The sequence below is a fragment of the Halomonas sp. 3A7M genome (assembly GCF_014897875.1).
Classification (GTDB): domain Bacteria; phylum Pseudomonadota; class Gammaproteobacteria; order Pseudomonadales; family Halomonadaceae; genus Vreelandella.
This window is the reverse complement of the sequence record NZ_JABUZD010000034.1, coordinates 26,041-50,886: the sequence shown is the minus strand read 5'-3', so window position 1 is coordinate 50,886 and position 24,846 is coordinate 26,041. Positions and strand designations below refer to the sequence as shown.

24 protein-coding genes are annotated in these 24,846 nt (G+C 53.9%); 16 read left to right on the top strand and 8 right to left on the bottom strand.

Annotated elements, in window-relative coordinates; translation table 11 throughout:
* Positions 1 to 488: 488 nt before the first annotated feature.
* Positions 489 to 1,238 carry an aquaporin Z gene (gene aqpZ, locus INT19_RS02595; RefSeq protein ID WP_193059607.1) on the top strand — a complete coding sequence of 250 codons (750 nt, stop codon included), beginning with the start codon at positions 489 to 491 and terminating at the stop codon, positions 1,236 to 1,238.
* On the opposite strand, the gene INT19_RS02590 is transcribed toward aqpZ, so the two are convergent.
* On the bottom strand, positions 1,235 to 1,846 hold the full coding sequence (locus INT19_RS02590; RefSeq protein ID WP_193059606.1) for a DNA-3-methyladenine glycosylase family protein: 612 nt from the start codon (positions 1,844 to 1,846) through the stop codon (positions 1,235 to 1,237). The two genes, aqpZ and INT19_RS02590, sit on opposite strands and share 4 nt — an antisense overlap.
* 200 nt (positions 1,847 to 2,046) lie before the next feature.
* Between INT19_RS02590 and INT19_RS02585 the strand changes: the two genes are divergently transcribed.
* Positions 2,047 to 3,246 (top strand): MFS transporter, encoded by a 1,200-nt coding sequence (locus tag INT19_RS02585; protein WP_193059605.1) that lies wholly within the window; start codon positions 2,047 to 2,049, stop codon positions 3,244 to 3,246.
* A gap of 7 nt (positions 3,247 to 3,253) precedes the next feature.
* Here the strand turns inward: INT19_RS02585 and INT19_RS02580 are convergent, their stop codons facing one another.
* Positions 3,254 to 3,949 (bottom strand): extensin-like domain-containing protein, encoded by a 696-nt coding sequence (locus INT19_RS02580; RefSeq protein WP_193059604.1) that lies wholly within the window; start codon positions 3,947 to 3,949, stop codon positions 3,254 to 3,256.
* A 174-nt stretch (positions 3,950 to 4,123) separates the two neighbouring features.
* On the opposite strand from INT19_RS02580, the gene gmk reads away from it, so the two are divergent.
* From gmk to INT19_RS02560, 4 genes are all read left to right on the top strand, one after another.
* Entirely contained in the window at positions 4,124 to 4,756 is a 633-nt protein-coding gene (gene gmk, locus INT19_RS02575; protein ID WP_038479745.1) for a guanylate kinase, read from the top strand.
* A gap of 89 nt (positions 4,757 to 4,845) precedes the next feature.
* Complete coding sequence (rpoZ, locus tag INT19_RS02570) at positions 4,846 to 5,106, top strand: DNA-directed RNA polymerase subunit omega (RefSeq protein WP_083007719.1); 261 nt, start codon at positions 4,846 to 4,848, stop codon at positions 5,104 to 5,106.
* A 44-nt stretch (positions 5,107 to 5,150) separates the two neighbouring features.
* On the top strand, positions 5,151 to 7,283 hold the full coding sequence (locus INT19_RS02565) for a RelA/SpoT family protein (protein ID WP_193059603.1): 2,133 nt from the start codon (positions 5,151 to 5,153) through the stop codon (positions 7,281 to 7,283).
* Between the two features lie 137 nt (positions 7,284 to 7,420).
* A complete protein-coding gene (locus INT19_RS02560) occupies positions 7,421 to 7,810 on the top strand; it encodes a RidA family protein (RefSeq protein ID WP_083007717.1) in 390 nt (129 codons plus the stop codon).
* 123 nt (positions 7,811 to 7,933) lie between these two features.
* Here the strand turns inward: INT19_RS02560 and INT19_RS02555 are convergent, their stop codons facing one another.
* On the bottom strand, positions 7,934 to 8,809 hold the full coding sequence (locus INT19_RS02555) for an SDR family oxidoreductase (RefSeq protein ID WP_193059602.1): 876 nt from the start codon (positions 8,807 to 8,809) through the stop codon (positions 7,934 to 7,936).
* Between the two features lie 149 nt (positions 8,810 to 8,958).
* On the opposite strand from INT19_RS02555, the gene INT19_RS02550 reads away from it, so the two are divergent.
* Together INT19_RS02550 and recG are read left to right on the top strand one after the other, a co-directional pair.
* Positions 8,959 to 9,888: a hydrogen peroxide-inducible genes activator gene (locus tag INT19_RS02550; protein ID WP_193059601.1), complete on the top strand. Its 930-nt coding sequence runs from the start codon at positions 8,959 to 8,961 to the stop codon at positions 9,886 to 9,888.
* On the top strand, positions 9,885 to 11,963 hold the full coding sequence (gene recG, locus INT19_RS02545) for an ATP-dependent DNA helicase RecG (protein WP_193059600.1): 2,079 nt from the start codon (positions 9,885 to 9,887) through the stop codon (positions 11,961 to 11,963). The genes INT19_RS02550 and recG overlap by 4 nt, the downstream gene beginning before the upstream one ends.
* Before the next feature lie 15 nt (positions 11,964 to 11,978).
* On the opposite strand, the gene yccS is transcribed toward recG, so the two are convergent.
* On the bottom strand, positions 11,979 to 14,210 hold the full coding sequence (gene yccS / locus INT19_RS02540; protein ID WP_193059599.1) for a YccS family putative transporter: 2,232 nt from the start codon (positions 14,208 to 14,210) through the stop codon (positions 11,979 to 11,981).
* Positions 14,211 to 14,442: 232 nt separating this feature from the next.
* On the opposite strand from yccS, the gene INT19_RS02535 reads away from it, so the two are divergent.
* The 5 genes from INT19_RS02535 (at position 14,443) to INT19_RS02515 (ending at position 19,499) form a co-directional block, all read left to right on the top strand.
* Entirely contained in the window at positions 14,443 to 15,261 is an 819-nt protein-coding gene (locus tag INT19_RS02535; RefSeq protein WP_193059598.1) for a DUF3100 domain-containing protein, read from the top strand.
* Positions 15,248 to 15,742 carry a hypothetical protein gene (locus tag INT19_RS02530; RefSeq protein ID WP_089040199.1) on the top strand — a complete coding sequence of 165 codons (495 nt, stop codon included), beginning with the start codon at positions 15,248 to 15,250 and terminating at the stop codon, positions 15,740 to 15,742. The genes INT19_RS02535 and INT19_RS02530 overlap by 14 nt, the downstream gene beginning before the upstream one ends.
* A gap of 10 nt (positions 15,743 to 15,752) precedes the next feature.
* Positions 15,753 to 16,910: a M20 aminoacylase family protein gene (locus tag INT19_RS02525; RefSeq protein ID WP_193059597.1), complete on the top strand. Its 1,158-nt coding sequence runs from the start codon at positions 15,753 to 15,755 to the stop codon at positions 16,908 to 16,910.
* Between the two features lie 121 nt (positions 16,911 to 17,031).
* On the top strand, positions 17,032 to 17,952 hold the full coding sequence (locus tag INT19_RS02520; RefSeq protein WP_193059596.1) for an NAD(P)-dependent oxidoreductase: 921 nt from the start codon (positions 17,032 to 17,034) through the stop codon (positions 17,950 to 17,952).
* Positions 17,949 to 19,499: an aldehyde dehydrogenase family protein gene (locus INT19_RS02515; protein WP_193059595.1), complete on the top strand. Its 1,551-nt coding sequence runs from the start codon at positions 17,949 to 17,951 to the stop codon at positions 19,497 to 19,499. The genes INT19_RS02520 and INT19_RS02515 overlap by 4 nt, the downstream gene beginning before the upstream one ends.
* Here INT19_RS02515 and INT19_RS02510 read toward each other — a convergent pair.
* From INT19_RS02510 to INT19_RS02495, 4 genes are all read right to left on the bottom strand, one after another.
* Positions 19,478 to 20,425 (bottom strand): LysR family transcriptional regulator, encoded by a 948-nt coding sequence (locus tag INT19_RS02510; RefSeq protein WP_193059594.1) that lies wholly within the window; start codon positions 20,423 to 20,425, stop codon positions 19,478 to 19,480. The two genes, INT19_RS02515 and INT19_RS02510, sit on opposite strands and share 22 nt — an antisense overlap.
* 91 nt (positions 20,426 to 20,516) lie before the next feature.
* Positions 20,517 to 20,873 carry a hypothetical protein gene (locus tag INT19_RS02505; RefSeq protein WP_038479712.1) on the bottom strand — a complete coding sequence of 119 codons (357 nt, stop codon included), beginning with the start codon at positions 20,871 to 20,873 and terminating at the stop codon, positions 20,517 to 20,519.
* Positions 20,873 to 21,145: an HU family DNA-binding protein gene (locus INT19_RS02500; RefSeq protein WP_009723279.1), complete on the bottom strand. Its 273-nt coding sequence runs from the start codon at positions 21,143 to 21,145 to the stop codon at positions 20,873 to 20,875. Before INT19_RS02500 ends, INT19_RS02505 begins: the two co-directional genes overlap by 1 nt.
* Positions 21,146 to 21,249: 104 nt before the next feature.
* Positions 21,250 to 22,440 (bottom strand): NAD(P)/FAD-dependent oxidoreductase, encoded by a 1,191-nt coding sequence (locus tag INT19_RS02495; RefSeq protein WP_193059593.1) that lies wholly within the window; start codon positions 22,438 to 22,440, stop codon positions 21,250 to 21,252.
* 87 nt (positions 22,441 to 22,527) lie between these two features.
* On the opposite strand from INT19_RS02495, the gene INT19_RS02490 reads away from it, so the two are divergent.
* The 3 genes from INT19_RS02490 (at position 22,528) to phoB (ending at position 24,844) form a co-directional block, all read left to right on the top strand.
* Entirely contained in the window at positions 22,528 to 23,109 is a 582-nt protein-coding gene (locus tag INT19_RS02490) for a chorismate--pyruvate lyase family protein (protein WP_319022176.1), read from the top strand.
* A 34-nt stretch (positions 23,110 to 23,143) separates the two neighbouring features.
* On the top strand, positions 23,144 to 24,034 hold the full coding sequence (gene ubiA, locus INT19_RS02485; protein ID WP_089040204.1) for a 4-hydroxybenzoate octaprenyltransferase: 891 nt from the start codon (positions 23,144 to 23,146) through the stop codon (positions 24,032 to 24,034).
* 120 nt (positions 24,035 to 24,154) lie between these two features.
* Complete coding sequence (phoB, locus tag INT19_RS02480; protein ID WP_009723274.1) at positions 24,155 to 24,844, top strand: phosphate regulon transcriptional regulator PhoB; 690 nt, start codon at positions 24,155 to 24,157, stop codon at positions 24,842 to 24,844.
* Positions 24,845 to 24,846: the final 2 nt, after the last annotated feature.

Below are 24,846 nucleotides of genomic sequence, written 5' to 3'. Positions count from 1 at the left end.
GCTACGGGTCTGAGCGCACGATAAATTTTGAATAGCCACTTAGCACCCGTTACTTTTCATCTATAACGGGTGCTTTTGGTGTTTTTAACGTTTTTTTGGAATCTAAAAAGATGGTATTAAAGAAACACTTATTATCAATCTAATTGATTCATGATTTTTTAGCGCATAATGACTAATACGCTAATTGTTTCTTTTTGTTTATTTTAAAGTCGCTGGTGATATTTTGTTGCCCATTTTCAAAGGCTGTTATATAAAAGCTTGTCTTTTCTTTAGGTGCTTGGTTAAGTTGTTTTTACACTAATTTGTTGTAAAATAAATTAACAATATGCCTAGTGTTTAAGAACTAGTTTCTCTCTTTAAGTTAATTAAAAAAATGGCGTGCACTGAGTGCACGCATTACTGCGTACACATCAATAAGCGTCTTTATGGGTGCTTAACTCGCTGGCGCAGTATTCCCAATGATGCTTGGTCATTAGAGGAGTAGGGATATGAAAAAGTACGTAGCGGAGTTAATTGGTACGTTCTGGCTAGTATTGGGCGGTTGTGGCAGCGCGGTGTTAGCAGCGGCTTTTCCAGAAGTCGGCATTGGCCTATTAGGGGTGTCGCTGGCCTTTGGTTTAACGGTTGTTACGATGGCGTATGCGATTGGGCATATTTCGGGGTGCCATTTAAATCCTGCGGTATCGGTAGGACTTTGGGTGGGAGGGCGCTTTCCTGCTAAAGAGCTGCCTTACTATATTGGTGCGCAAGTACTGGGTGCCGTTGTTGCCGGTGGCGTGCTGTATCTCATTGCGAGTGGCCAAGCTGGGTTTGATGTGTCGGCTGGGTTTGCATCTAATGGCTATGGAGAGCATTCACCCGGCGGTTATAGCATGACGGCGGCGTTACTAACGGAAGTCGTAATGACCATGATGTTTATCTTCATCATTATGGGGGCAACCGATGGTCGTGCACCTGCAGGGTTTGCGCCGTTGGCGATTGGCTTGGGCTTAACGCTAATTCACCTGATCAGCATTCCGGTGACCAATACCTCGGTGAATCCAGCGCGTAGTACGGGCGTTGCTCTATATGTAGGAGATTGGGCGACGGCTCAGCTGTGGCTGTTCTGGATAGCGCCTATGATCGGCGCAGCGTTAGGGGCACTAGCGTATCGCTTTATTGCTCAGCCTGAGGCACTCATAGCGCCGCCATCGCCTTCTGATCATGACGATGATCTAACGGGTAAGATCGTTCCCTAAAGCGGTTCTCCACGATAGTAGTGCCATAAAAATAGCGAACCCACGCTACGCCAGGGGGCCCAGTGTTCGACTAACTGGCGAGCCTGTTTAGGCGTGGGTTTGTCTTCCAGTTTTTTTAGACGGCCAAGCGCTATACGTAAGGCAAGGTCGTCGGCGGGAAATATATCCGCGCGTTGGAGCGAAAACATCAGGTAAATTTCGGCGCTCCAGCGTCCAAAACCACGTAGTTGAGTGATGGCGGCAATCGCCTCGTCATCGCTCAGCATGGCCAGCCCATCGGCGCTGAATGTGCCTGCAAGCTCTGCCTCCGCCAACCCTTTGGCATAGGCTACTTTGCGCCAGGAAAGCCCTGCATCACGCAGCGCTTGGTCTTCAACGTCGATAACTGCTTGCGCGTGCAATTCAGGTAGCAATGAAGTGACACGCCCCATAATAGCGCGCGCTGCTTCCGTCGAAATCTGCTGGCTAACAATCGTATTAAAAAACGTTGCGAAGCCTTGATCGCGTTGGCGCGGCGCAGGTGCTCCCACCAGTGGATAAGCACGGGCAATATCGGAGTCTGCTTTAGCCAGTGCCTCCATGGCGTACTCGATAGTCTCTAGTGTCATGAACATTTCACCTGCTTATAAGTTTAAAAACACACTAACAAAATTAGGATATTAGCGTTGTAATCCGTCGGAACTGCCTCGTTCGCTCGCTAACTTTTTTGGTGTTGCGTATTTCTACTTTTGTCTAATCCTGCGATCATTTGCAGCTATACAAGACCGTTTTGTTAAGCAGGTGTTGAATGCGCCTGGGGGAGAAAAGTATGCAGGCGTCGTCATCGGGATTGGCACGTAACCCGCGGCTGGCAGAAGTCGTGTTGGCGTTAGGCGGGTTTGGTATTGGCACCAGCGAATTCGTCATTATGGGGTTAATGAACCGTGTTGCGGAAGATCTCGCCGTTACGGTGCCTCAGGTGGGCTATGCCATCAGTAGTTATGCCCTGGGCGTAGTTGTGGGCGCGCCGCTGATATCTGCCTTTGCAGCGCGGGTACCTAAGCGTGCGTTGCTCATTGTGCTGATGTTGGTCTTTGCCGTCGGTAATATCGCCAGTGCCATGGCGCCGGGATTTTGGTCATTTGTTGGGCTGCGCTTTATTGCCGGGTTACCCCACGGTGCTTACTTTGGCGTAGCCGCTTTGGTAGCGGCTGGCGCAGTGCCGATTGATCAGCGCGCACGCGCTATTTCTCGGGTAATGATGGGCTTGACGTTGGCGATTCTGATTGGCGCGCCGTTAGGCACCTGGACAGGTAATCTGTTTGGTTGGCAAATCGCCTTTGCAGCCGTAGGCATTATTGCCCTGTTGACCGCGCTATTGATTCGTCTGTGGGTGCCTGTACAGCCGTTCGATGCCTTGGCAAGCCCGCTACGTGAACTGTCGGCATTGATAAAGCAGCGTGTGTTGGTGACGGTGGCCATTGCCTGTATTGGTTGTGGCGGTATGTTTGCTATTTTTAGTTATGTGATGCCTACGCTTACGCAGCAAGCGGGTATGAGTGAAGCGCTGGGGCCGCTAGTGTTGGTCATCTTTGGTCTTGGCTCTATCGCTGGGAATTTAATTGGCGGTCGTGCAGCGGACAAGAACCTGATGCGCGCGATTCCCGCTACCTTGGTGTGGTGCGCTGTAATTCAAGGATTGTTCTATTTTGCTGCCAATAATGTTTGGACGGGGCTGTTATTTGTGGGATTAGTCGGCTCTAGCATGGCGCTAGCACCTGCGCTGCAGACCCGTTTAATGGATGTGGCAGAAGATGCTCAAACGATGGCGGCTTCGCTAAACCATGCCGCTTTTAATGGGGCTAATGCATTAGGAGCGTGGCTAGCAGGACTGGTGATTAGCGCAGGTTTTAGTTGGTCGAGCACAGGGTTAGTCGGTACCGGTTTAGCCCTTTGCGGGCTAGTGATTTTTGCTTGGGGGCGCTGGCTTGAGAAACGCACTTTCGCTACGGCTGAACGTTATCAATGAGTGTTTACTAACGACATAGCCGAAAGCCGCGCATGCCGAGGTGAAAATGATCAGCATGTGCGGCGTTGTAGTCTGGACCCAACACGTTACCAAAGGTGTCGCAGGCGCCATCTCTCGCTGCTCTTAGAAATTCCCCGGTTTCGCCTTCGTCATCCCAGTGATTGATTAGCGTAATGAGCTGGCCGTTTTCAAACTGAAACCCCACCACATCCAGTGCTTCAGCGGTGGCGTGTTCACTGCGCCTGCCTGTTTCGCGGCCATAGACGTTACGACAGGCAAAGCTGCCAACGTGATTGACTTGGGCCACACGGCTACCCATGATTTCCAGGGCGGCAGGTTGAAGGGCATGGCGCTCGTACATTACCCAGGCAAGCGCCATTGGGCAGCTAGCGACAAAGCGTTGGTTAAAACGAACACTGCTAGACTGCATACGCACGATATTCGTCAGTGGGCAGCTAGCGGTTGGGGAATAATCGGCTAAAGGTGTGTAACTAAGCTCGCTTTCTGGCACGGTGTCCAGTGCGGCTAAACAGGCACCCCGGTCATCGTTTAGACGTTTGAGCTTTAGCTGGGTGATGGGTGTTATTGGGTCATCGATATAGAGTGGCGCCCAGGGGGCCCAATGGCGGGGAATCTCAATCAAGCCTTTTTGGAACGCTACGCCCAGGGCAATTAAGCATAAAATAACGATCGTACTGCGCATAACGACCTCCTTGTGACTGCGCCGAAACGCTACAGTCCATAGCATAGGTGTGCGATACTGCGCGCTACTATATACACACTACAACGCATAGCCGTTGTCTTGTTTATCTTCATCAACGATCTTTCGCTGACTATCATTTCGCTAACTATTTTTTGCTAATTAGGGAAGCGCTTCATGTCCCAGGGTACGCTTTTTATTATTTCTGCCCCGTCGGGTGCTGGTAAAACCAGCTTGGTCCGCGAGCTGATCGAGAGCCTGGATGGTATTCAGGTCTCGGTATCACATACCACGCGAGCTAAGCGCGAGGGAGAAGTGGATGGTGTGAACTACCACTTTACTCACGTAGCCGACTTTGAAGCGATGATTGAGCGCGGTGAGTTCTTTGAGTATGCCAAGGTCTTTGATAATTACTACGGTACGTCTCGCTGTGCGGCGCAAACTGTTCTGGACGCGGGGCAAGACGTTATTTTAGAGATCGACTGGCAGGGCGCTCAGCAGGTACGTGAACAAATGCCTTCGGCAGTGTCGATTTTTATCTTGCCACCCTCGCGTAGCGAACTAGAGCGGCGTCTTTCTAGCCGCGGAACCGATGAGCACGCAGTGATTGCTCGGCGTATGCGTGATGCCGTTAGCGAAATGTCCCATTTTGATGAATATGACTACTTAGTCATCAACGATGATTTCACCACAGCACTGCAAGAGTTGCAGTCGCTGGTGATCAGTCGCCGCTTAACACGTGAGGCGATGCAGGTGCGTCATGCACCACTACTCGATGCGCTCTTGTCACAAGCGCCTAGCGTCGAGTAATCTAGCAGATTCCATTACCACTTTTTTTGCTGGGCCCGCGGCGTTTCACCACAACGCTGGCCCAGCGTTGTCATTACAGGAAGGCCCCCATGGCTCGCGTAACCGTTGAAGATTGTCTGGAAAATGTTGAGAACCGCTTCAAGCTGGTGATGATTTCTACCCAGCGCGCGCGCCAGCTTGCCCGTGGCTCCCGTGAAGCGCAACTGCCCTGGGAGAACGATAAGCCTACCGTTATGGCACTGCGTGAAATTGCCGCAGGTCTGGTAAACCACACCGTGCTAGATGAACCGGTTGAAGCCCCGGTCCGTACGCGCCCAGCAATGACGCCTACGACACATATCGACGACTAAGGTTTACTAGAGACTGGACTTAGAAGCGACTAGGGGCGCGGTAAATGTTCACCATTGATGACCTGGCCGATCGACTTGGCGGCTATTTACCTCCAGACGAAATACAGCAGGTCAAACGCGCTTTCTATTATGCCGAGCAAGCCCACGACGGCCAGCGCCGTCGCTCAGGTGAGCCTTATGTGACCCACCCGTTAGCGGTCGCTAATATATTGGCTAATATGCACATGGACCATCAAAGCTTGATGGCGGCCATGCTGCACGATGTCATTGAAGATACGGGTGTTTCGAAGAAGGCGCTGTCTGCGCAGTTTGGTAAGCCTGTCGCCGAATTGGTGGATGGTGTTTCCAAGCTGACCCAGATCACCTTTGAAGACAAAGCCGTCGCCCAGGCGGAAAATTTCCAGAAGATGGTGTTAGCGATGTCGCGGGATATCCGCGTCATCATCGTAAAATTGGCTGACCGTCTGCATAACATGCGCACGCTGGGAGCATTGCGCCCAGATAAAAAGCGCCGTATTGCCCGAGAAACGCTGGAAATTTATGCCCGAATCGCGGGACGTTTAGGTATCAATACGATTCGTGTTGAACTTGAAGACCTCTCTTTCCAGGCTATTCACCCAATGCGTTCAGAACGCATCAAGCGCGCGGTGGCCAGCGCGCGGGGGAACCGCCGGAGTGCGATGCGAGAAATTCAGTCATCGCTACAGCAGAGCCTAGACGATGAAGGGCTTAAAGGTACTGTGATTGGCAGGCAGAAACATCTGCTGTCGATTTATAAAAAGATGCGCGACCAGCGTAAGCCGTTCGCGGAAATTATGGATGTCTTCGGATTTCGCATTATTACCGAAGATGTCGCTAGCTGCTATCGCATCTTAGGCGTGGTGCATAATCTCTATAAGCCCGTACCAGGGCGATTTAAAGATTATATCGCTATCCCAAAAGCCAACGGCTACCAAAGTCTTCACACCACGCTGTTTGGTCAGGGCGGGATGCCCATTGAAGTGCAGATCCGCACCCGTGAGATGGAGGCGATGGCTAATAATGGCATCGCTGCCCACTGGCTCTATAAAGCAGGGCAAACAACCCACCCCATTGCCGAAGGCAGCCATGCCCGCGCCCGTGCTTGGGTAAAAGGGCTGCTGGAAATGCAGCGCCATGCAGGGGATTCGCTAGAGTTTATTGAGCACGTCAAAAACGATCTTTTCCCAGACGATATCTACGTCTTTACTCCCAAAGGCGACATCATGGAGCTGCCTCAGGGCGCAACGGTGATCGACTTTGCTTACAGCGTACACACCGATATTGGCAATAACTGCATTGCTTGTCGTATTGATCGCCATTTAGCCCCGCTCTCGACGCGTCTTGAAAGTGGCCAAACGCTGGAAATTATTACTGCTCCTGGTGCACGGCCTAACTTGGCATGGCTCAACTTCGTCACGACAGCAAAAGCGCGTTCCGCGATACGTCATGCATTGAAGCACCAGCAGCAGGCAGAAGCGGTTATCTTAGGGCGACGGCTGTTGAATAAGGCGCTGGCGCCGTTTGAAACCAGTCTGGAAGAACTTAATGAAAGTGTTTTTGCTAAAGCATTGAAAGAGCTGGACGTCGTTTCGCTAGATGCTTTGTTAGAGTCACTTGGCTTGGGCAATCGCATGGCCCATGTGGTGGCACGGCGCTTGGTTGATGTCTCTAATGGCGGCAACTCTGACTACGTTCTCAGTGGGGATAGTGAAAAAGCCGTCGTTATCAGCGGTAGCGAAGGTATGGTGATTAATTTTGCCCGCTGCTGTCATCCGTTGCCGGGCGACCCCGTTGTCGGCCACTTATCCGTTGGCAAGGGGCTGGTGGTGCATCGCAGTGAGTGCAAAAACCTAGGTGATCGCAAAAACGACCCAGAGAAGCTGTTTGCCCTCGAGTGGTCGGACAGTATAGATGAAGACTTCCCGGTCGCGCTGCGCATTGAAATTGAGAGCCGTCGTGGGCTGGTGGCCGAGCTGGCGGGCGTGGTGACCGATGCCGACGCTAATATCGAGCGTATCGGCATTGAAGAGCGCGATGCGCGGCTTTCAATCGTTAACTTAACCTTATCGGTAAAAGGCCGAGTGCATCTTGCGCGCATTATTAAGCGTATTCGCAACCTTCCTAATGTCGGCAAAATAACTAGAATGACCAATTAATCACCCGTTAGTAGGCTGCTGGCGATGGGCTGGCAGCAACTGCTATGGCGGACCATTACAATTACTGTTTAACGCTATCATCCTATCTATCACTTACCTCTAAAAATATATTAAACACGACAGGAGAGTGCTATCTCATGAGCAACAAAGCAGTTATTAATACTGAAAAAGCCCCCGCTGCAATCGGCCCTTACTCTCAAGCGATTAAGGCTGGCAACACAGTGTATCTTTCGGGCCAGATCCCGCTGAACCCAGAGACAATGGAAATTATCTCTGACGACTTTGAAGCACAAGCGCGCCAAGTATTTACCAATCTGCAGGCGGTGTGTGAAGAGGCTGCCGGTACGCTTGGCGATATCGTCAAACTCAACTTATACCTGGTTGATTTGGATAACTTTGCGATCGTGAACAAGGTGATGGAAGAGTTCTTCTCATCGCCTTTCCCTGCCCGTGCAGCGGTCGGCGTCAAAGCGTTACCCAAAGGCAGCCAAGTAGAAGCAGAAGCTGTGATGGTCATTGGTGACTAAGTCTCTGAGCCTAATGCCTTAAGCAACTGTATTCAGCAACTATCTTCACTAAAAACGGGCGAGCACTCTATTATCAAGTGCTCGCTCTTTTTTTGAAGATCGTGCAAAGGAGCATCACAACGATTAGGCTTTTTGTGGTGTTAAGAAGCCGCCCTCTTTTAGCACCTGTGCGTAGCCTTCTTTGTAGGTCGGATAGCGGAATTCATAACCCGTTTCACGGATACGGCTATTATCGCAGCGTTTGCTGGTGCGGCGGCGCAGTGGTGACTGCATGGTCTCGGTAGATTCAACCTTGAGCTGTTTGGCTAACCACGCCATCACGTTATGCAGGGTGACAGGCTCGCAGTCGCTACCTAGGTAAAGGTCGGCGAGTGGCGCGCCTTTTTCCTGACAACGAATTAAGTGCGCCAGAATACCGGTGCAGTCATCACGGTGAATACGGTTGGAGTAGCTGACCGGCGTAACTGCCGCGATGCGGCCTTCTGCGACCTGATGAATCAAACGATCACGCCCAGGGCCGTAAATCCCCGAAAAGCGCACGACCGTGCCGGGAATCGGATGGTTAATCAGCGCTTGTTCAGCATCGCACATCAGTTTGCCAGAAAAACTGGTCGACCCGGTTGGGCTGTCTTCATTTACGACTTCGCCTTCCTGCTGGCCATAGACACTGGTCGACGACACAAAAAAGACGCGTTTCGGTGGCGTTTTATGTTGTTCCAGCACGCCAAGCACACGATTGAGGCCATCCGGATAGGCGCTTTGGTAGGCACTTTCTTCGAAACGGTCAGCGCTGACGGTATAAATAACGTAGTCAGCATGAGGTAGAGCGTCAGCACCTTCGAGATTGTTAAGATCAAGCGCCAATGGCTCAATGCCCGTATCTTTTAATGCCTCGACCTGACGGCGCACGCCGATAACATGATGGCCTTCGCTGAGCAGCTCGCGTCCAAGCGTTATGCCGATATCGCCGCAGCCAATAATCAGTACCGTTAGCTTCACCTTGGTCACTCCTCTTGATTAATATTCCCTATCAGATACAAAGTCCCTATGAGATGTGCCATCTTCAATAGGGTTTGTTTGTCCTTTTCCATCTCGCTATAACGATGACCTGTAACGAGCTGCAACGAGAGGATGCCACTGGCACCACTATGACTTTAACAGAACTACGCTACATCGTAACCCTTGCCCAAGAACGTCACTTTGGTCGTGCCGCCGAACGCTGCCATGTTTCGCAGCCAACGCTCTCAGTGGCGGTAAAAAAGCTTGAGGACGAGCTTGATACACCGTTGTTTGAACGTTCCAAATCAACCGTGCAGGTCACCCCGTTGGGTGAGAAGATCGTTGCTCAAGCCCAGCGCGTGCTGGAACAGAGCCGGCTTATCTACGAAATGGCGAATGCTGGCAAAGACCAGTTGGCTAACCCGCTGCGCATTGGCGCAATTTATACGATTGGCCCCTACTTATTTCCCCATCTAGTGCCAGCACTGGCTAGCGCCGCACCGCAAATGCCGTTGTATATCGAAGAAGGCATGACCGGCTCTCTGCGGGCAAAGTTACGCAGTGGCGAGCTGGATGTGATTATTGTGGCGTTGCCTTTCACCGAGACCGACGTGGTTACCAAGCCGATTTACGATGAGCATTTTGAGGTATTGATGCCTGCCAGCCATCGCTGGGTAAGTCGTGATGCGATTCACAAAGAAGATTTGTTAGAAGAGCGCTTGTTGTTGCTGGGGGAAGGGCACTGCTTCCGTGATCAAATTTTAGAAGCCTGTCCGGCAATTACCCAGAAGCTTAACAGCCCAAATAATACGTTGATTGCAGAGGGGGGATCATTGGAAACCATTCGCCATATGGTGGCATCTAAATTAGGCATTACGGTACTGCCACAGTCGGCGCTGGGCACTGATCAGTATGAAAATGCCATGTTAGTGAGCCGGCCATTTGTTGAGCCTGCGCCTTCGCGCACCGTTGCCATTGCGTGGCGGGCAAGCTTTCCTCGCCCCAAAGCAATTGATGCATTAGCCAAGGCGATTAGCCACTGTCAGCAACCTGTACACACTGCTAGTCCGTCCTCATGAGTGACCTTTCTGCACCGGTTTCGTCGCTGAAAGGGGTTGGTGAGGCGCTTGCGCTAAAGTTGGCGCGATTGGGCATAGACTGCGTAAGCGACCTGTTATTTCACCTGCCGCTGCGCTACCAGGACCGTACACGGCTAACGCCCATTGGCCTGCTGCGCGCAGGGAGTGAGGCGGTGATAGAAGGCGAAGTCACCGCGTGCGATGTTGTTAAGGGGCGTCGGCGTAGTTTGTTAGTCAGAGTGCGTGATGGCAGCGGTATTTTAAGCCTACGTTTTTTTCATTTTTCGCCTGCCCAGCAGCAACAGATGCGCCCCGGTGTTACGGTGCGTGCATTTGGAGAGGCGCGCGCGGGGGCAACAGGGCTGGAAATTTACCATCCTGAGTATCGGCTAAGCGGCGGTAACGATACACCGGTTGAGGAGTATTTCACGCCGATTTACCCGACCACTGAAGGGTTGCATCAGACGCGTTTTCGCGCACTTACCCAGCAAGCGCTGGCGCTACTGCAGCGCTCCCCTGAGCTGTTACCGGACGTCATTCCAGATGCCCTGCGCCAGCGATTCAGCCTGCCTGGGTTGCACGCTAGCCTGCAACTGCTACATCAACCGCCACCGGATGTGGACATTGAGCAGCTTGCCCACGGCCATCATCCCGCCACACGTAGGTTAGCGCTGGAAGAGCTACTGGCCCACCAACTCAGCCTGCGTGAAGTGCGGTTACGTATTCAGGCGGATGGTGCGCCATCGCTGCCCTCGGGCCGCAGCCTGCAAACCCGCTTTTTAGCCCAATTGCCGTTTGCCCTTACCGGTGCGCAGCGCCGCGTGCTGGAAGAGATTACCCTAGACCTTGCGCGGCCCGCCCCGATGCTACGGCTCGTGCAGGGCGACGTCGGCTCAGGAAAGACGGTCGTTGCGGCGATGGCAGCACTCTCGGCGCTGGCGGGCAATTGCCAGGCGGCGATGATGGCCCCCACGGAAATTCTTGCTGAACAGCACTATCGGGCGTTTAAAGCCTGGTTTGAACCGTTGGGTATCGAAGTGGCTTGGTTGGCAGGCAAGCTCAAAGGTAAAGCACGGTTAGATGCCAAAGCCGCTATTGCTGATGGCCGTGCCCGTATGGTGGTGGGCACCCATGCGCTGTTTCAGAGCGACGTACACTTTCAGTGTTTGGGGTTAGCAATTATTGATGAGCAGCACCGCTTTGGTGTTCATCAACGCTTGGCACTGCGCGAGAAAGGCGAAGCAGGTGGGCTAACGCCGCATCAACTGATCATGACCGCGACACCAATTCCTCGTACGCTGGCCATGAGTGCTTACGCTGATTTGGATGTATCGGTAATTGATGAGTTGCCGCCAGGGCGTACGCCGGTTAAAACCGTGGTGGTGTCTGATGAGCGGCGGCCTGAAGTGGTCGAACGCATTCGCAACGCCTGCAGTGATGGGCGCCAGGCCTATTGGGTGTGTACGCTGATTGAAGAGTCTGAGGTGCTGCAGTGTCAGGCCGCCGAAGTCACCCGCGATGAACTAACCCAGGCGCTGCCAGAACTCGCTATTGGTCTGATTCATGGGCGCATGAAGGCCAGCGAAAAAGTCGCGGTGATGGAGGCCTTCAAAACGGGCGAGCTCGACCTGCTGGTGGCCACTACCGTTATTGAAGTGGGCGTAGATGTCCCCAATGCCAGCCTGATGATTATCGAAAACCCGGAACGCCTGGGGCTTTCTCAACTGCACCAACTGCGCGGTCGAGTAGGGCGCGGCAGCACGGAAAGCTTCTGTGTGTTGCTTTACCACCCGCCGCTTTCGAAAAGCTCTCGGGAACGCCTGGGGGTAATGCGCGAAACCACCGACGGTTTCCGTATTGCCGAAAAGGACTTGGAAATTCGTGGCCCCGGCGAAGTGCTCGGCACTCGCCAAACCGGCCTTGCCCAGATGAAAATTGCTGATCTTGAGCGTGATGCCGACCAGCTAGAGCGCGTCACCGCCCTTGCCCAGGGGCTGCAAGGCAATGCCGAAGTTACCGCCGTATTAGTGCGGCGTTGGCTAGGCGAAGCCGCCGGACGCTACGGGCAGGTGTAGGGAGTGATACAACGCTTAAGCGGCGGTGTTCGCTGCTTGGTGACTCTCTACCGGGGTCTCCGTTAAGCGGTTGGCGGCTTCACCAAGTGGCCCTAGCTGCGCGGCAATTAGGCGTAGCTGGCTTTGGATGGGACGGTAAAGGGCAATGGCTTGTTCGTCTCCCTCTGAGCCCTTCTTATCGAAGGAATCTGAGGCATTCTGCTCTAGCTGCGCGAGTAGGTCGTTGACTTGATCAGTTAAGGGCGTGATGGGTTGGCGCTTGTTGAGCTGTTCTGCCAGTTGTTCCAGCAGCTCGCTGATGCGCTTGGCAAGGGGCACCAAAGCGGCGTCGTCCTCATCTTCAGCCAACTGGTGGCGGTGAGCGCCAAGAGCAGATAAGTGGCTTAGTAGCGTGTTAGACAGCACTAGAAAGCGTAGGCCGCTGTCGGCGTCCTGTTTGCGATAGTGCCCCGGCTCGTGGAGCATATTGGTGAGCAGCGTTGACAGTGCTGCATCGGCGTTGTGAGCATTGCGGCGGGCTAACCGGTAAGCCAAATCGTCCTGCTTTCCCTCTTCATACTGGTGAACAATCTCATCTAAATAACGGCGGTGGTTGGTGAGGACTTTTGCGGCCTCCCGATACAGCCGACGCCCTTGCCAGTCCGGCAGAATAAAAAATACCGCTAGCCCAGCAATCAACGAACCCACCAAGGTATCCAATAGCCTAGGTAAGATCAGATTAAAACCGTCGCCGACCTGGTTAAAGCTGCACAGTACCAGCAGTGTGATTGAGGCGGTGGCGATAACGTAGTGACGCTCGCGGTTGGCAAAAAAACACACGCCCGCAGCCACCGCAATCATGCTTTGTATGCTGGCTTGGGGGAACAAACTAATGGATGCCCAACCGGCAATGAGGCCAAGCACTGTGCCGAGGATGCGCTGTGACAGAAAGCGACGCGTGGTGGCAAAGTTAGGGCGACAGACGAACAACGTGGTGAGTAAAATCCAAAACCCCTGTTCAGGGTCAAGCCACTGGAGCAGCCCATAACCCACTAGCAGCGCGGTGGATAAGCGCACCGCATGGCGAAACGTGGGTGAACCCAGCGTCAAATTTAGCTGAACGCGTTTCCACGCTTCTAGCACGCTAGAGGGGGAGCGGTCGTAAAGCGAGCTATCACGACGATCATCGTCGGTGTCTGGGTTGTGAGCACTGGCAATCTGAGCTTCCAGGATAGACAGGTTATCGGCAAGTGCATTGAGCGGATGCATGAGCGGACGCCATTCCGGCTTACCGTGCTCGCTTAGGTTGTCGATAGAAGCGCGTAGATCGGCCAGCGCTTGCTCACTCTGCTCATGGCCAAAGGGACGGTTAAGCAACAACGATTTGGCTAGCTGGCGGCAGGCACGGCCTTGCTGGTCTAAGAGTCGCTGGCAACGAAAGAGCACGTCATGGTGAAAAAACGCTTCGGTGAGCGCGCTATAGGGGTAGTGGGTAGAGCTTGCCCGCTCGTGTATATCCTGGGCGATAAAGTAAATCTGTAAGTAGCGGTTCAACTTGCGGCTGCCTCGCTGCCCCTCTAAGCGGCGGAAAATCATCTCTTTTGCTTGGTTGAGGGCATCGACGACTTTGCCATTTTGCCTAGCTAGCGCCACGCGCCGCGCCTCTAAATCGACCTCGCGGACAGGCTCAAACAACGCAGACTTCAAGATTAAAAACTCACCTAGCGCTTTATATACCCGCGCCATGCTTTGTTTAACTGGCTGGCGCGAAAAAAGGGCGCACCATAGGATTGAGATAACCCCGTACCACGCGGCTCCTGCAAGCAGCAGCAATTGCCGGGAAGCCACGTCTTCATCCACGCCACCGTGCTGTTCAATGTTGATCATTGAGTAGATCGATAGGATTAACGTGCCTGACGCAATGGTCGCGTACCGCTGGCCAATGGCACCCAGCATAATTAACGTGAAGGTAGAAACTGCCAGCCCAACTGCAAACAACCACGGCCAGGGGAAAAGCCACTGAACGACAAACGAGGCCGATGCAAAGCAAGCAAGTGTCACCACCAGCGCCTGTAAGCGCCCCTGCCAACTGTCATCGGTTTCAGAAAGCGCACTCGCAATAATGCCCAAAAACAGCGGAATCACCAGCGCGATGTCACCTGCAAAACCGCTAAACAGCAGTGCCCCGCTGAACGCGATAAACACGCGCAGGCTGTAGGCAAACTTATCTAGGGTCCATAGACGCCGCAAAGGCAATGAAATAGGCATAAAGGCTCTGGTGGGTAAATTTTATACTTTAGTATAACATAGGGTTGGTAGGTGTACGGTGCCATACTCCTCTCTCAACCCCTTCAAGGTTAGGCCATTGTCGCTTTAATTTATTATTGCCCTCTAGTCCAAACTGTTGGAGTGTTCTAAAAAATAGCGCACTAAGGTCCTATGATTGGAACGGCAACCTTTCGATACTCGGAGTGACTCTAAAAAAAACAGGGACACTCCTATGGATCTCAAGTTAATGCTGGATTGGCGTCTTCACCTTACGGTGATAGTGACGTCAATGTTTGCCGAGTGGGTCGGCATCGTGCGTATTCCTCTCGGGCCGGGAACACTACTGTTACTACCGCTGCTCTACGCTTTTGTGATCGGCGTACTGTTTAACCCTCATCTTTTCTCGGCAATGGGCAAGGTGATTCCCAAGCCGGTCAGCAATGCGGCTGGCCCGATTATTCTCATTGCCATCCTGCCGTTTATCGCCAAATTTGGTTCCACCATTGGCCCTGCGATCGAGCAGATTATCGCTGCTGGCCCCGCGCTGATACTCCAAGAGTTAGGCAATCTGGGCACCATGCTGATAGCGCTGCCCTTTGCAGTATTAGTCCTCAAGATGGGCCGTGAAGCGATTGGCGCTACCTACTCTATCGCCCGTGAACCCAATATTGCCATTATTTCAGACCGTTACGGGCTAAGAAGCCCTGAGGGCATCGGGATTATGGGGGTGTACGTTGTGGGCACCATGTTCGGTACGCTCTACTTCGCTTTAATGGCGGGCTATATCGCTTCGCTGGATATTCTTGATATTCGTGCTTTGGCCATGGCCTGCGGGGTGGGCAGTGGCAGTATGGTGGCGGCGTGTTCGGCAGCTTTAGCCGAAGCGGTACCGGCATCTAAGGACGAACTACTCGCCTTTGCCGGGGCAAGCAACCTGCTTACTTACGCTACCGGTCTGTATATCTCACTATTTATCGCGCTACCGATCACCGAGTGGATGTACAAGCGCTTAAAAGGCTCGCGCCAGGAGGTTAGCCATGAAAACTCATGAGAGCCCAATCGATCAGTTCGATGCTGAGGCGTTAAAAGAGCTACGTCCCGAAAATCAGCTGGGTAAAACCGCGTTGGTTCTGGCAGCGGTGTGTGTGGCGGCGTGGTTTAGCAATATCGTCAACGGTTCGCCTTTATTAGACGCGCTGCCCGGCATGTTAATTCTCTATGTCATGGTCATTATCGGCTTGGTGGTTGGGCGGTTTTGTCCTTTTTACCTGCCCAGCGTGGCCTGGGTGTCGCTGATTAGCATTATCGCGACGCTGCCGTTCTTCCCTGGTAATGGTTGGATCATCGCACGGCTGGCTGAAGTGGATTTTCTGGCAGTGGTCACGCCGGTATTGGCCTATGCAGGGCTGGCGCTTACCGGGCGTGAATTCGCCATGTTCAAGCAAACCGGCTGGAAGCTGGTAGTGGTAGCGCTGCTAGTATTTACCGGTACCTTTATTGGCTCTGCCGTTGTCGCCCACGTGATGCTTTAAGGATAAGACGATGACTGCTTCAGTAGACTTACCGGATAGCGCAGAACTAAAAGCGTGGCGTCATGATTTCCATCAGCACCCGGAAACCGCGTTTGAGGAGCATCGCACCAGTGCGCGTATTGCCGAGCTGCTGACTGAGTGGGGCTTTGAAGTAACCACCGGTATTGCTGGCACGGGGGTGGTGGCCGCTCTGGATGGACAACAGGGTGAAGGTAAAACGATCGGCCTACGGGCCGATATTGACGCCCTGGATATTCGCGAAGAGACGGCGCTTGCCTACGCCTCGCAAACACCTGGCAAGATGCACGCCTGCGGCCACGATGGCCACACCACCATGCTGCTGGGCGCCGCCTGGGCGTTAAAGCAGCAGCCTGATTTTAAAGGCCGGGTGGTGTTTATCTTTCAACCTGCTGAAGAGAACGCCGGCGGCGGGCGGGTGATGGTTGAAGAGGGGCTGTTTGAACGCTTTCCCATGGATGCCGTGTACGGCCTGCACAACTGGCCGGGGCTGCCGGTTGGCGTTGCCGCGGTGCACGATACCGACGTTATGGCCGCCTTCGATATCTTTAGCCTGACGCTGACTGGCAAGGGTTGCCATGCGGCGATGCCCCATTTAGGTACTGATACGGTGTTGGCGAGCTGCCAACTGATTAGCCAACTGCAAGGGTTGGTGAGTCGCGAAACGCCGCCTGATAAAGCAGCCGTGCTGAGTATTACCAGTATTAACGCCGGTGATACCTTCAACGTGATTCCCGAGCAGGTGGCGCTTCGCGGCACGCTGCGTTGTTTTGATATGGCACACAAAGAGCATTTGGAAGCGCGCTTTAAGCAAGCGATTACCAACTTAGCTGAGTTTCATGGTTTAACCGTTGAACTGGACTACCAGCGCTGCTATCCCGCCACTATCAATACCCCTGAACATGCTCAGCACTGCGCCTCGGTGCTGGAAAGCTTACTCGGTAGTGGCAACGTGATCCGCAACCCGTCACCCAGCATGGCGTCTGAGGATTTCTCATTCCTGCTTGCCGAGCGCCCAGGTGCCTATATCTGGATGGGCAATGGCGAGGAGTCCGCTTCGTTGCATAACCCGCACTATGACTTCAACGATGCATTGTTGCCACTGGGGGCGCGCTACTGGGTGGAGCTGGTAAGAGCATTACTCGTCTAAATTCCTGACTTAATACACGTTATTCGCTCTCTGATGCCCACTGGGTAGGGGAGCGTCTACCCCAAATATCACCACCGAACATAGCGTCTTGTTACTTAAAAGGCGCTTTGGGAGTTTTACGATGTCATTACAAACTGAGCCCTCGGCAACTGGGTCTTTAACTATTACTGTCATCGGCCTGGGGCAGATGGGCGGTAATATGGCGCTGACGCTTAAAGCCGCCGGGTTTGCGGTAACGGGAAGCGATGTATTTGAGCAAGCACGGTCGCGTCTTGCTGCACAAGGGGTACCCGCGGTGGCTCCCGAAGAGCTACTCGCAAGCGACGTTTACCTGCTGTCGTTGCCTACCTCCGCCCATGTGCGTGAGGTGCTCGAGCAATCGCCTGGCCTGATTAACCTAGCGCCGAAAGGTAGCGTGATTGTTGATACCTCCACCAGTGACCCCGCCGTGACGCGTGAACTGGCAGAAAAAGTTAGCGCAGCGGGTCTTCTATGGTTGGATGCACCGGTTAGCGGAGGCCCGAAAGGCGCTGCTAGTGGCAAGCTAGGGATGCTATTGGGAGGCGATGAACGCACTATCGAACGGGTATTGCCGATGCTGGAAGCGATGTCAGCCAAGCGCACCCATGTGGGCGGCCCGGGCAGCGGCCATGTGGTCAAGCTTGCCAATAATTACCTGTGTGCCGCGCACTTGTTAACCACCGCCGAAGCCGTTGCTATGGCAGCCAAAGCGGGCGTTGACCCCGCCGCCTGCTTGGCGGGACTCAATAGTGGTTCTGGGCGTAGTGCGGTTAGCGAGGTGAACTTCCCCGAGTGGGTGCTGAGTGAGCGCTTTGACTCAGGGTTTACCACCGGTTTGATGCGTAAAGACCTGCGTTTAGCGCGAGATGCCTCTGAGCAACTGAATATACCCTCGCCGCTGTTACAAGCCGTGGTCGATGCCTGGCACGCCAACGCCGATCACCCCGCCGATAGCGATGACTTTAACCATATCACTACGCCGATATTAGCTCGCGCTACTCAAGCGGAGGGTAACGAATGAACACACTTAGCCAACATGCCTGCGACCATCTTGTTGAACTGCTTGAAGGTTTTGGATTAGCCGCTGCCACACCGCTGAGTAACTGGATTGATGGTGATTTAGTGGTAGGAGAGGGTGAAGTGATCACCCTGAGCAATCCGACCACTGGCGAAACGCTGGTGAGTTATCACGATGCGGGAGCCGCGCTGATTGAGCGTGCCACCCAAGCCGCTGAGCGTGGCCAGCGCGAATGGATGGCGTTAACCGCCAGCGAGCGTGGACGGCGCATGAATGCCGCCATCCGTGGCCTGGAGGGCCATGAAGAGGCGCTGGCTCAGCTGGAAAGTGTAGTGGCTGGCAAGCCGATTCGTGACTGCCGCGCTGAAGTAGGCAAAGTGCGTGAGATGTTCGAGTATTACGCGGGCTGGTGCGACAAGCAGCATGGCGAAGTGATTCCGGTGCCTACTTCGCACCTTAACTATGTGCACCACGTGCCCTATGGCGTGGTGGGGCAGATTACCCCCTGGAACGCACCGATGTTCACCTGTGCCTGGCAGTTAGCCCCGGCCATGGCGGCGGGCAATGGCGTGGTGCTAAAACCTTCCGAGCTGACGCCGTTTTCATCGGTGGTGATTGCCAAGCTGCTTGAAAGCGGCGGGCTTCCTAAAGGATTGATCAATATCGTCAATGGGCTAGGCAAATCGACCGGCGCAGCGCTAACCGATCACCCTGCCATCAGCAAACTGGTATTCGTGGGCTCCCCCCAGAGTGGCCGTATGATCGCCGAGGCTGGTGCGCGGAGACTGGTACCCAGCGTGTTAGAGCTGGGAGGCAAGTCGGCTAATATCGTGTTTGCCGATGCCAAACTGGATGAAGCCGTTGCGGGTGCCCAGGCGGCCATTTTTGCGGCGGCTGGACAGAGCTGTGTGGCCGGATCGCGGCTGTTGATTGAGCGCTCGGTGTTTGAGCAGGTTACCAGCCGTTTGGCGCGGGCGGCGGAGCAGATTCAAGTGGGCCTGCCTAGTGACGAAGCAACGCGCATGGGGCCATTGCAGAATCGCCGCCAGTTTGAGCAAGTGACGCGTATGATTGACGCTGCAGTAGCCGCTGGCGCGCGGCTGTTAACGGGGGGTAAACGTCCATTAGGGCTGCCCGATGAGGCTCACGGCTACTTTATCGCCCCTACGGTGCTGGTCGATGTCACACCGGATATGGAGATCGCTCAGCAAGAGGTATTCGGCCCGGTGTTGGTGGCGATGGCCTTCGACACTGACAATGAGGCTGTTCAACTTGCCAACGAGACACGCTTTGGCTTGGCTGGTGCCGTTTGGAGCCAGGACGTTGCGCGGGCGCATCGCGTAGCCGGTCAGTTGCGAGCGGGTACGGTGTGGATCAATAGCTACAAGGCGATCAGCGTTATGTCGCCGTTCGGAGGCTTTGGCGATAGCGGCTTTGGGCGCTCCAGTGGTTTGGATGGCCTGCGCGAATACACGGTGCCGCAAAGCGTTTGGGTAGAAACCGCCCCCGAAGCCAGCGTGGCATTTGGTTACGGCAGTGGTGTTGGTTGATCGCTCACCGCCAAGCCTGGGGCGCGAAAGGCCTGCATCCAGCGTTGTAGGTGGCGTAGCAGCAGAACGCTAGCTTTGGGCTGCTGTCGACCTACCCGCGTGACCATGTGGGCCTGGGAGCGCTGAAAAAGCGGATTATCTACCGGGCGCGCTACTAACGTGCCGAGCTCTAAATCATGGGCGACGGCAAAGGCGGGCAGCAAGGTAATGCCCATACCGCTACGCACGTATTGCGCCAGAATCACCATGGAGTTGGTGTTCATCGCCATGCGCGGGGCTATACGCGATTGCTGAAAGGCTTGGTCAACCATTTGGCGCACCCCATGGGTGGTATCCCACATGGCCATCGGCTGTGTGCTTAACTGAGTGAGCGTAAGCGGTGTGGTGTGCTTGGCTAAAGGATGGTTGGGCGCCAGGATAGCCATCAGTGGCTGCGGGCTAGATGACCAGAAACGCAGCTGGGGATGGGTACGCTCATGGAACATCAAGCCGATATGGCTGTGATCGCTGATAATGGCATCAATTATCCCCGATGTGCCTGCGGTATGGATATCGAGCTGAATGCCCGCATAGCGTTGGGTAAATTCATGCAGAGGGGACGCCACTAGGTCACTGACAAATCCTTCACCGACGGTGAGCGATATCTTGCCGGTTTCCATGCGTTGGTAGGATTCAAGTGAGGCAATAAAGCCTTCATCAAGAGCGCCGCGTCGTTCGCAGTACTCAAGCAGCATTTCGCCTACCGGGGTAGGCGAAATGCCGTCGCGATGACGCTCCATCAGGGTTGCCCCCAAGGCTTCTTCCAGCAAGGCAGTTTGCCGGCTTACCGCCGAGGGGGCAATGTCCAAGCGCGCCGCTGCGCGGCGCACTGAGCCAGACTCAAGGGTAACGCGAAAGTAAACCAATCGCTGATGAGGAATATCCACTGGTAGCTGCTATGCCTCTGCACTGGCTCTGTATAAATCGTTACCCTAAGGGTCCCCAAGCCTCGTAGTTTTCTCTAAACCGATAATAACGCTATAGGTACTTAAGTAGTTTCTGCAGCTTATTCATATCGGCAGAGTCGCCCACTAGGCGGACTTCACCGGCTACCATGCCATCTAGAAATGCCTGTTGCGTCGGCTTTTTAAGGATTTTCAACGCGGCATCCTGATCGCGAAAACGAAGCTCAAGGTCTAGGTCAACGGGTAGCCCTTTGCCGGTATCAATGCCTTTCGGCGCCATTCGATAATACCGGGCAATGCTGAGGTCTTCCGTGGCAACGCCCCAGTCCAGACCGCGCATTCGCTCAAGTTGCTCACGAAAGCGCGGCTTGCGTCGCAGGGCTCTTTTAAGCAGTAAGCTCAGTAGCCACAGCGTCAGCTTGAGTTTCATTAGGAAACGGCGTCCTTAAGCGCTTTGCCCGGCTTGAACGCAACGTTTTTGCTGGCAGGAATCTGTAACGGCGCGCCAGTTTGGGGGTTTTTGCCAGTACGTGCGGCACGCTGGCGTACGGTAAACGTTCCAAAACCAATCAGAGCGACATCTTCGCCTTTGGCAACGCTGTTAGTGATTTCGTCCAAGATAACGTTCAGGACTTGGCCTGCTTTGTCTTTGGATAGATCAGCGCTTTCAGCAATTGCGGCTGCGAGTTCAGGTTTGCGCATAAAGGTATCTCCCTATGTGGAAATCAAGCGTAAGTTCATCTGTGTTGTTAGAAGCACTGCCCAGCTGGTTAACTTTTTTAGCCTAGTCGCTAAGGCGGCGAAAATCAGCCTAGCAGCGCAGGTGCTACTCTGGAAAGCTCCACTTTCCTTCTCACGCAGCTGCCTGTCAACGCAAATCCAATCAAACGACCGTCTTTATTTTCAGCAATCGCTGTCATTTCACCGCTTTCTCCCTCAATTCTCCACCGTGCTGGTGTGGTTACCGGTGGGTAGGCAACCACGGGTAGTAAGGGCGTTTTCACAATGACGGGCCACGCCCCAAAGCTGACGCTGGTTGGTTTTCCGGCGAGTGTTGACGCCAGCGCTTTTACGCTCGCCTGCAGGGGCTGCACGTACATAGCGTTAACTCCCTCAACGCAAGCCACATCGCCCAACGCAAATATGTTTGGTCGAGAGGTGCGTAGCTGGCGGTCAACCACAATACCGCGATGGCTAACCGTCAGCCCGGCTGCTTCGGCAAGTTGAGTGCGCGGAGCTAAACCCGTGGCGAGTAACACGATGTCGGCAGCATAAAGGTCGCCATTATCAAGACGAAGTGATAGGACGTCATCTACGTTAAGTGCCAGTGTTGTTAGGTTATGCCCTAAGGCAAGTTGGATGCCTGCCTCTTGGAAAGCATCCGCCAGCGCTTGGCCGAGTGGTTCTGGGAGCAGACGTTGCAGCGGGGTACTTTCTGGCGCAATGAGGGTGACTTGGTGGCCGCCAGCATGGAGATCATTGGCGAACTCGCAGCCCACCAGCCCAGCACCGACAACCGCGACACGTTTAGTAGGCGCTGCGCCTAATGCGGCATAAAAGCGGCGATATTCGTCTAAGTCGTTGATGGTGAAGCATCGTTTGGCGACACTTTCAGGCACGCTGAACGGCGTATGGGGCGCCGCACCAGTGGCTAGCACCAGATCGTTATAGTGGAGCTGTTGGCCATTACTGAGTTCTACGCATTGGTTATCCACATGCAGGTGTGCGACCTGGGTGTGGGTAATTAACTCAGCGTTCAGCTCTTCTGCGACGCCGCTGGCGTCACGTTGGGCGAGTTGGTCTGGCGTTAAGCGTTTCGCAAAGCCAGTAGAAAGCAGCGGTTTACTGTAATCATCGCCACTATCGGCACTGATAAGGGTAATGGCACGTGTATCGCCTTGTCGGCGTAGGGCGCGCGCAAGGCCAATCCCCGCCATGCCGGTGCCAATAATAATCAGTGCCGAATGGGAATATCGCGATATCTCGTGTGAGGGCATGCAGTCACCAAAAGTCGGCGGAACAAAAGCCTGTGAGGTCACCATGTTACACTAGCTTTCTGTGTATTGACCGCCTTGGAGACTTTGGTGATCGCCCCTACTGTTCGGCAAGCTTGCCTATTTCCTCATCGACTATTTCCTCACTGGCTCCCTGTTGCTGCGGCTCGTCCTGCAATGAGCGCTTCGTGGTGGCAGTGGGTGGCATCGACGGACTCCTTAACGACGCGGTTAACCGTCGCAGGCGGCACAAACGCATTTCGGGTGCAATTGTTACGTCAAACGATTGGCTTACCTCTGCGGGACGAAGCGCTAGCGCTGGGAATTGAACCGCGCCGCTATGCATGGCTGAGGGAAGTAGCGTTGTGTGTCGGCGATAAGCCCTGGGTAGTAGCACGCTCGGTAGCGCCACTTAGTCAATTACAAGGTAAGGGGTTAGAAGGGCTTGGCGAGCGTTCATTAGGCAGCTGGTTGTTTCAACAACCTGACCTGGTGCGTGGGCCACTCTACGCCACTCGCCATCAGCCACGCTTTGTCGCGGAACACTCTGCGTCGCTTTTAGACAGCGTATGGGGGCGGCGCTCAGTGTTTCAGCACAGTGGGCTATCGCTGTTAGTGCAGGAATACTTTTTATCGACCATGGCAGATGATCTTGCCCTGTCTTCGCGCTAGGCTATCGCCAGCGTTTTCTTTTTGAGAGGTAAGCATGGACCGTTCTCTGTTGAGGCCAACGGGATGGGCTCGGGTGGCTGATTTTTTACATTTAACGCGATTGGATCGCCCGATTGGTACTTGGCTATTGATGTGGCCCACCTTATGGGCATTGTGGATAGCAGCAGAGGGTGTGCCTGGGCGGAATGTTCTGCTGATCTTTATTGCTGGCGTTTATGTGATGCGCGCCGCGGGCTGCGTGGTTAATGATTACGCTGATCGTCATTTCGATGGCCATGTAAAGCGCACTAAACATCGTCCGCTAGCCACTGGTCGTATCAGTGAAACCGAGGCGCAGCTGCTGTTTATCGCGCTGGTAGCCACTGCTTTCATTTTAGTGCTATTGACCAATTGGTTTACGGTGCTGTTGTCGATAGGGGGTGTTGTATTAGCGTTCATTTACCCGTTTATGAAGCGCTACACCCATTTACCTCAGGTAGTGTTGGGGGCTGCGTTCTCTTGGGCGATCCCCATGGCATTCGGTGCGGTATTGGGTCATGTGCCGTTTGAAGCATGGCTATTGTTTAGCGCGAACGTGCTGTGGACCGTTGCCTACGATACCCAATACGCCATGGTCGATCGCGACGATGACCTGAAAATTGGCATCAAATCTACCGCGGTGCTGTTTGGTAGCGCTGATCGTCTGATCATTGGTGTACTGCAAGTGGCGGCACTTGGACTACTTGCCTGGGTAGGATGGCGTGTTGGTTTAGGTGGCTTTTTCTGGCTTGGGCTAGCCGCTATGGCCGCTACGTTTGTCCACCAACAACGCTTAATCGCTGGCCGTGAGCGCGACCGCTGCTTCCAAGCATTTCTTAATAATCATTGGTCTGGCTTGTTAATTTTTGCAGGTATTGCACTAAGTTGGTGGCCAATAACTGGCTAAATATCCTCTATGTCATAAAATTGTCATCGAGTCATGGTGTTATCGTCACTGACATGTCTTTGAACTGTTTTTTAAACTATTTTTTTAATTAGTTTTCATTGAACACCGTGAGGCCCTGGAATGACCGCCAAGACCGTTTTGATTGTCGATGATGAGGCGCCTATTCGCGAGATGATCGCAGTGGCGCTGGAAATGGCTGACTATCGCGTTCTTGAAGCGGATAACGCCCAGGATGCCCACGCGATGATGGTTGACCACCAGCCAGATCTGCTTTTGCTGGATTGGATGATGCCGGGCACCAGTGGTATTGAGCTTGCAAGGCGCTTAAAGCGTGAAGAAGCCACCGCCGAGGTGCCTATCATTATGCTGACCGCTAAAGGCGAAGAAGATAACAAGATTCAAGGGCTTGAGGCTGGGGCGGATGACTATATCACCAAGCCTTTCTCTCCCCGCGAACTGGTGGCGCGCTTAAAAGCAGTATTGCGACGTACTACCCCCCGAGGTGTCGAAGATCCTATTGAAATTAATGGCTTGCTATTAGACCCAGTGAGCCACCGTGTGAGTGCTTACGGTAAGGCGTTAGAAATGGGGCCGACGGAGTACCGTCTGCTGCAGTTTTTCATGACGCACCAAGAGCGCGCCTATACACGTAGCCAACTGCTCGATCAAGTGTGGGGCGGTAACGTATACGTTGAAGAGCGGACGGTAGATGTTCACATCCGACGTCTACGTAAGGCCTTAGGAGAAGCTCACCAGAGTCTCATTCAAACGGTGAGAGGCACTGGGTACCGTTTTTCCGCGCGGGTGTAACG

Bases quoted from the DNA above. Each gene is read 5' to 3' on its own strand.
- aqpZ (WP_193059607.1), top strand. From the start codon at position 489: ATGAAAAAGTACGTAGCGGAGTTAATTGGTACGTTCTGGCTAGTATTG.
- INT19_RS02590 (WP_193059606.1), bottom strand. From the start codon at position 1,846: ATGACACTAGAGACTATCGAGTACGCCATGGAGGCACTGGCTAAAGCA.
- INT19_RS02585 (WP_193059605.1), top strand. From the start codon at position 2,047: ATGCAGGCGTCGTCATCGGGATTGGCACGTAACCCGCGGCTGGCAGAA.
- INT19_RS02580 (WP_193059604.1), bottom strand. From the start codon at position 3,949: ATGCGCAGTACGATCGTTATTTTATGCTTAATTGCCCTGGGCGTAGCG.
- gmk (WP_038479745.1), top strand. From the start codon at position 4,124: ATGTCCCAGGGTACGCTTTTTATTATTTCTGCCCCGTCGGGTGCTGGT.
- rpoZ (WP_083007719.1), top strand. From the start codon at position 4,846: ATGGCTCGCGTAACCGTTGAAGATTGTCTGGAAAATGTTGAGAACCGC.
- INT19_RS02565 (WP_193059603.1), top strand. From the start codon at position 5,151: ATGTTCACCATTGATGACCTGGCCGATCGACTTGGCGGCTATTTACCT.
- INT19_RS02560 (WP_083007717.1), top strand. From the start codon at position 7,421: ATGAGCAACAAAGCAGTTATTAATACTGAAAAAGCCCCCGCTGCAATC.
- INT19_RS02550 (WP_193059601.1), top strand. From the start codon at position 8,959: ATGACTTTAACAGAACTACGCTACATCGTAACCCTTGCCCAAGAACGT.
- recG (WP_193059600.1), top strand. From the start codon at position 9,885: ATGAGTGACCTTTCTGCACCGGTTTCGTCGCTGAAAGGGGTTGGTGAG.
- yccS (WP_193059599.1), bottom strand. From the start codon at position 14,210: ATGCCTATTTCATTGCCTTTGCGGCGTCTATGGACCCTAGATAAGTTT.
- INT19_RS02535 (WP_193059598.1), top strand. From the start codon at position 14,443: ATGGATCTCAAGTTAATGCTGGATTGGCGTCTTCACCTTACGGTGATA.
- INT19_RS02530 (WP_089040199.1), top strand. From the start codon at position 15,248: ATGAAAACTCATGAGAGCCCAATCGATCAGTTCGATGCTGAGGCGTTA.
- INT19_RS02525 (WP_193059597.1), top strand. From the start codon at position 15,753: ATGACTGCTTCAGTAGACTTACCGGATAGCGCAGAACTAAAAGCGTGG.
- INT19_RS02520 (WP_193059596.1), top strand. From the start codon at position 17,032: ATGTCATTACAAACTGAGCCCTCGGCAACTGGGTCTTTAACTATTACT.
- INT19_RS02515 (WP_193059595.1), top strand. From the start codon at position 17,949: ATGAACACACTTAGCCAACATGCCTGCGACCATCTTGTTGAACTGCTT.
- INT19_RS02505 (WP_038479712.1), bottom strand. From the start codon at position 20,873: ATGAAACTCAAGCTGACGCTGTGGCTACTGAGCTTACTGCTTAAAAGA.
- INT19_RS02500 (WP_009723279.1), bottom strand. From the start codon at position 21,145: ATGCGCAAACCTGAACTCGCAGCCGCAATTGCTGAAAGCGCTGATCTA.
- INT19_RS02495 (WP_193059593.1), bottom strand. From the start codon at position 22,440: ATGCCCTCACACGAGATATCGCGATATTCCCATTCGGCACTGATTATT.
- ubiA (WP_089040204.1), top strand. From the start codon at position 23,144: ATGGACCGTTCTCTGTTGAGGCCAACGGGATGGGCTCGGGTGGCTGAT.
- phoB (WP_009723274.1), top strand. From the start codon at position 24,155: ATGACCGCCAAGACCGTTTTGATTGTCGATGATGAGGCGCCTATTCGC.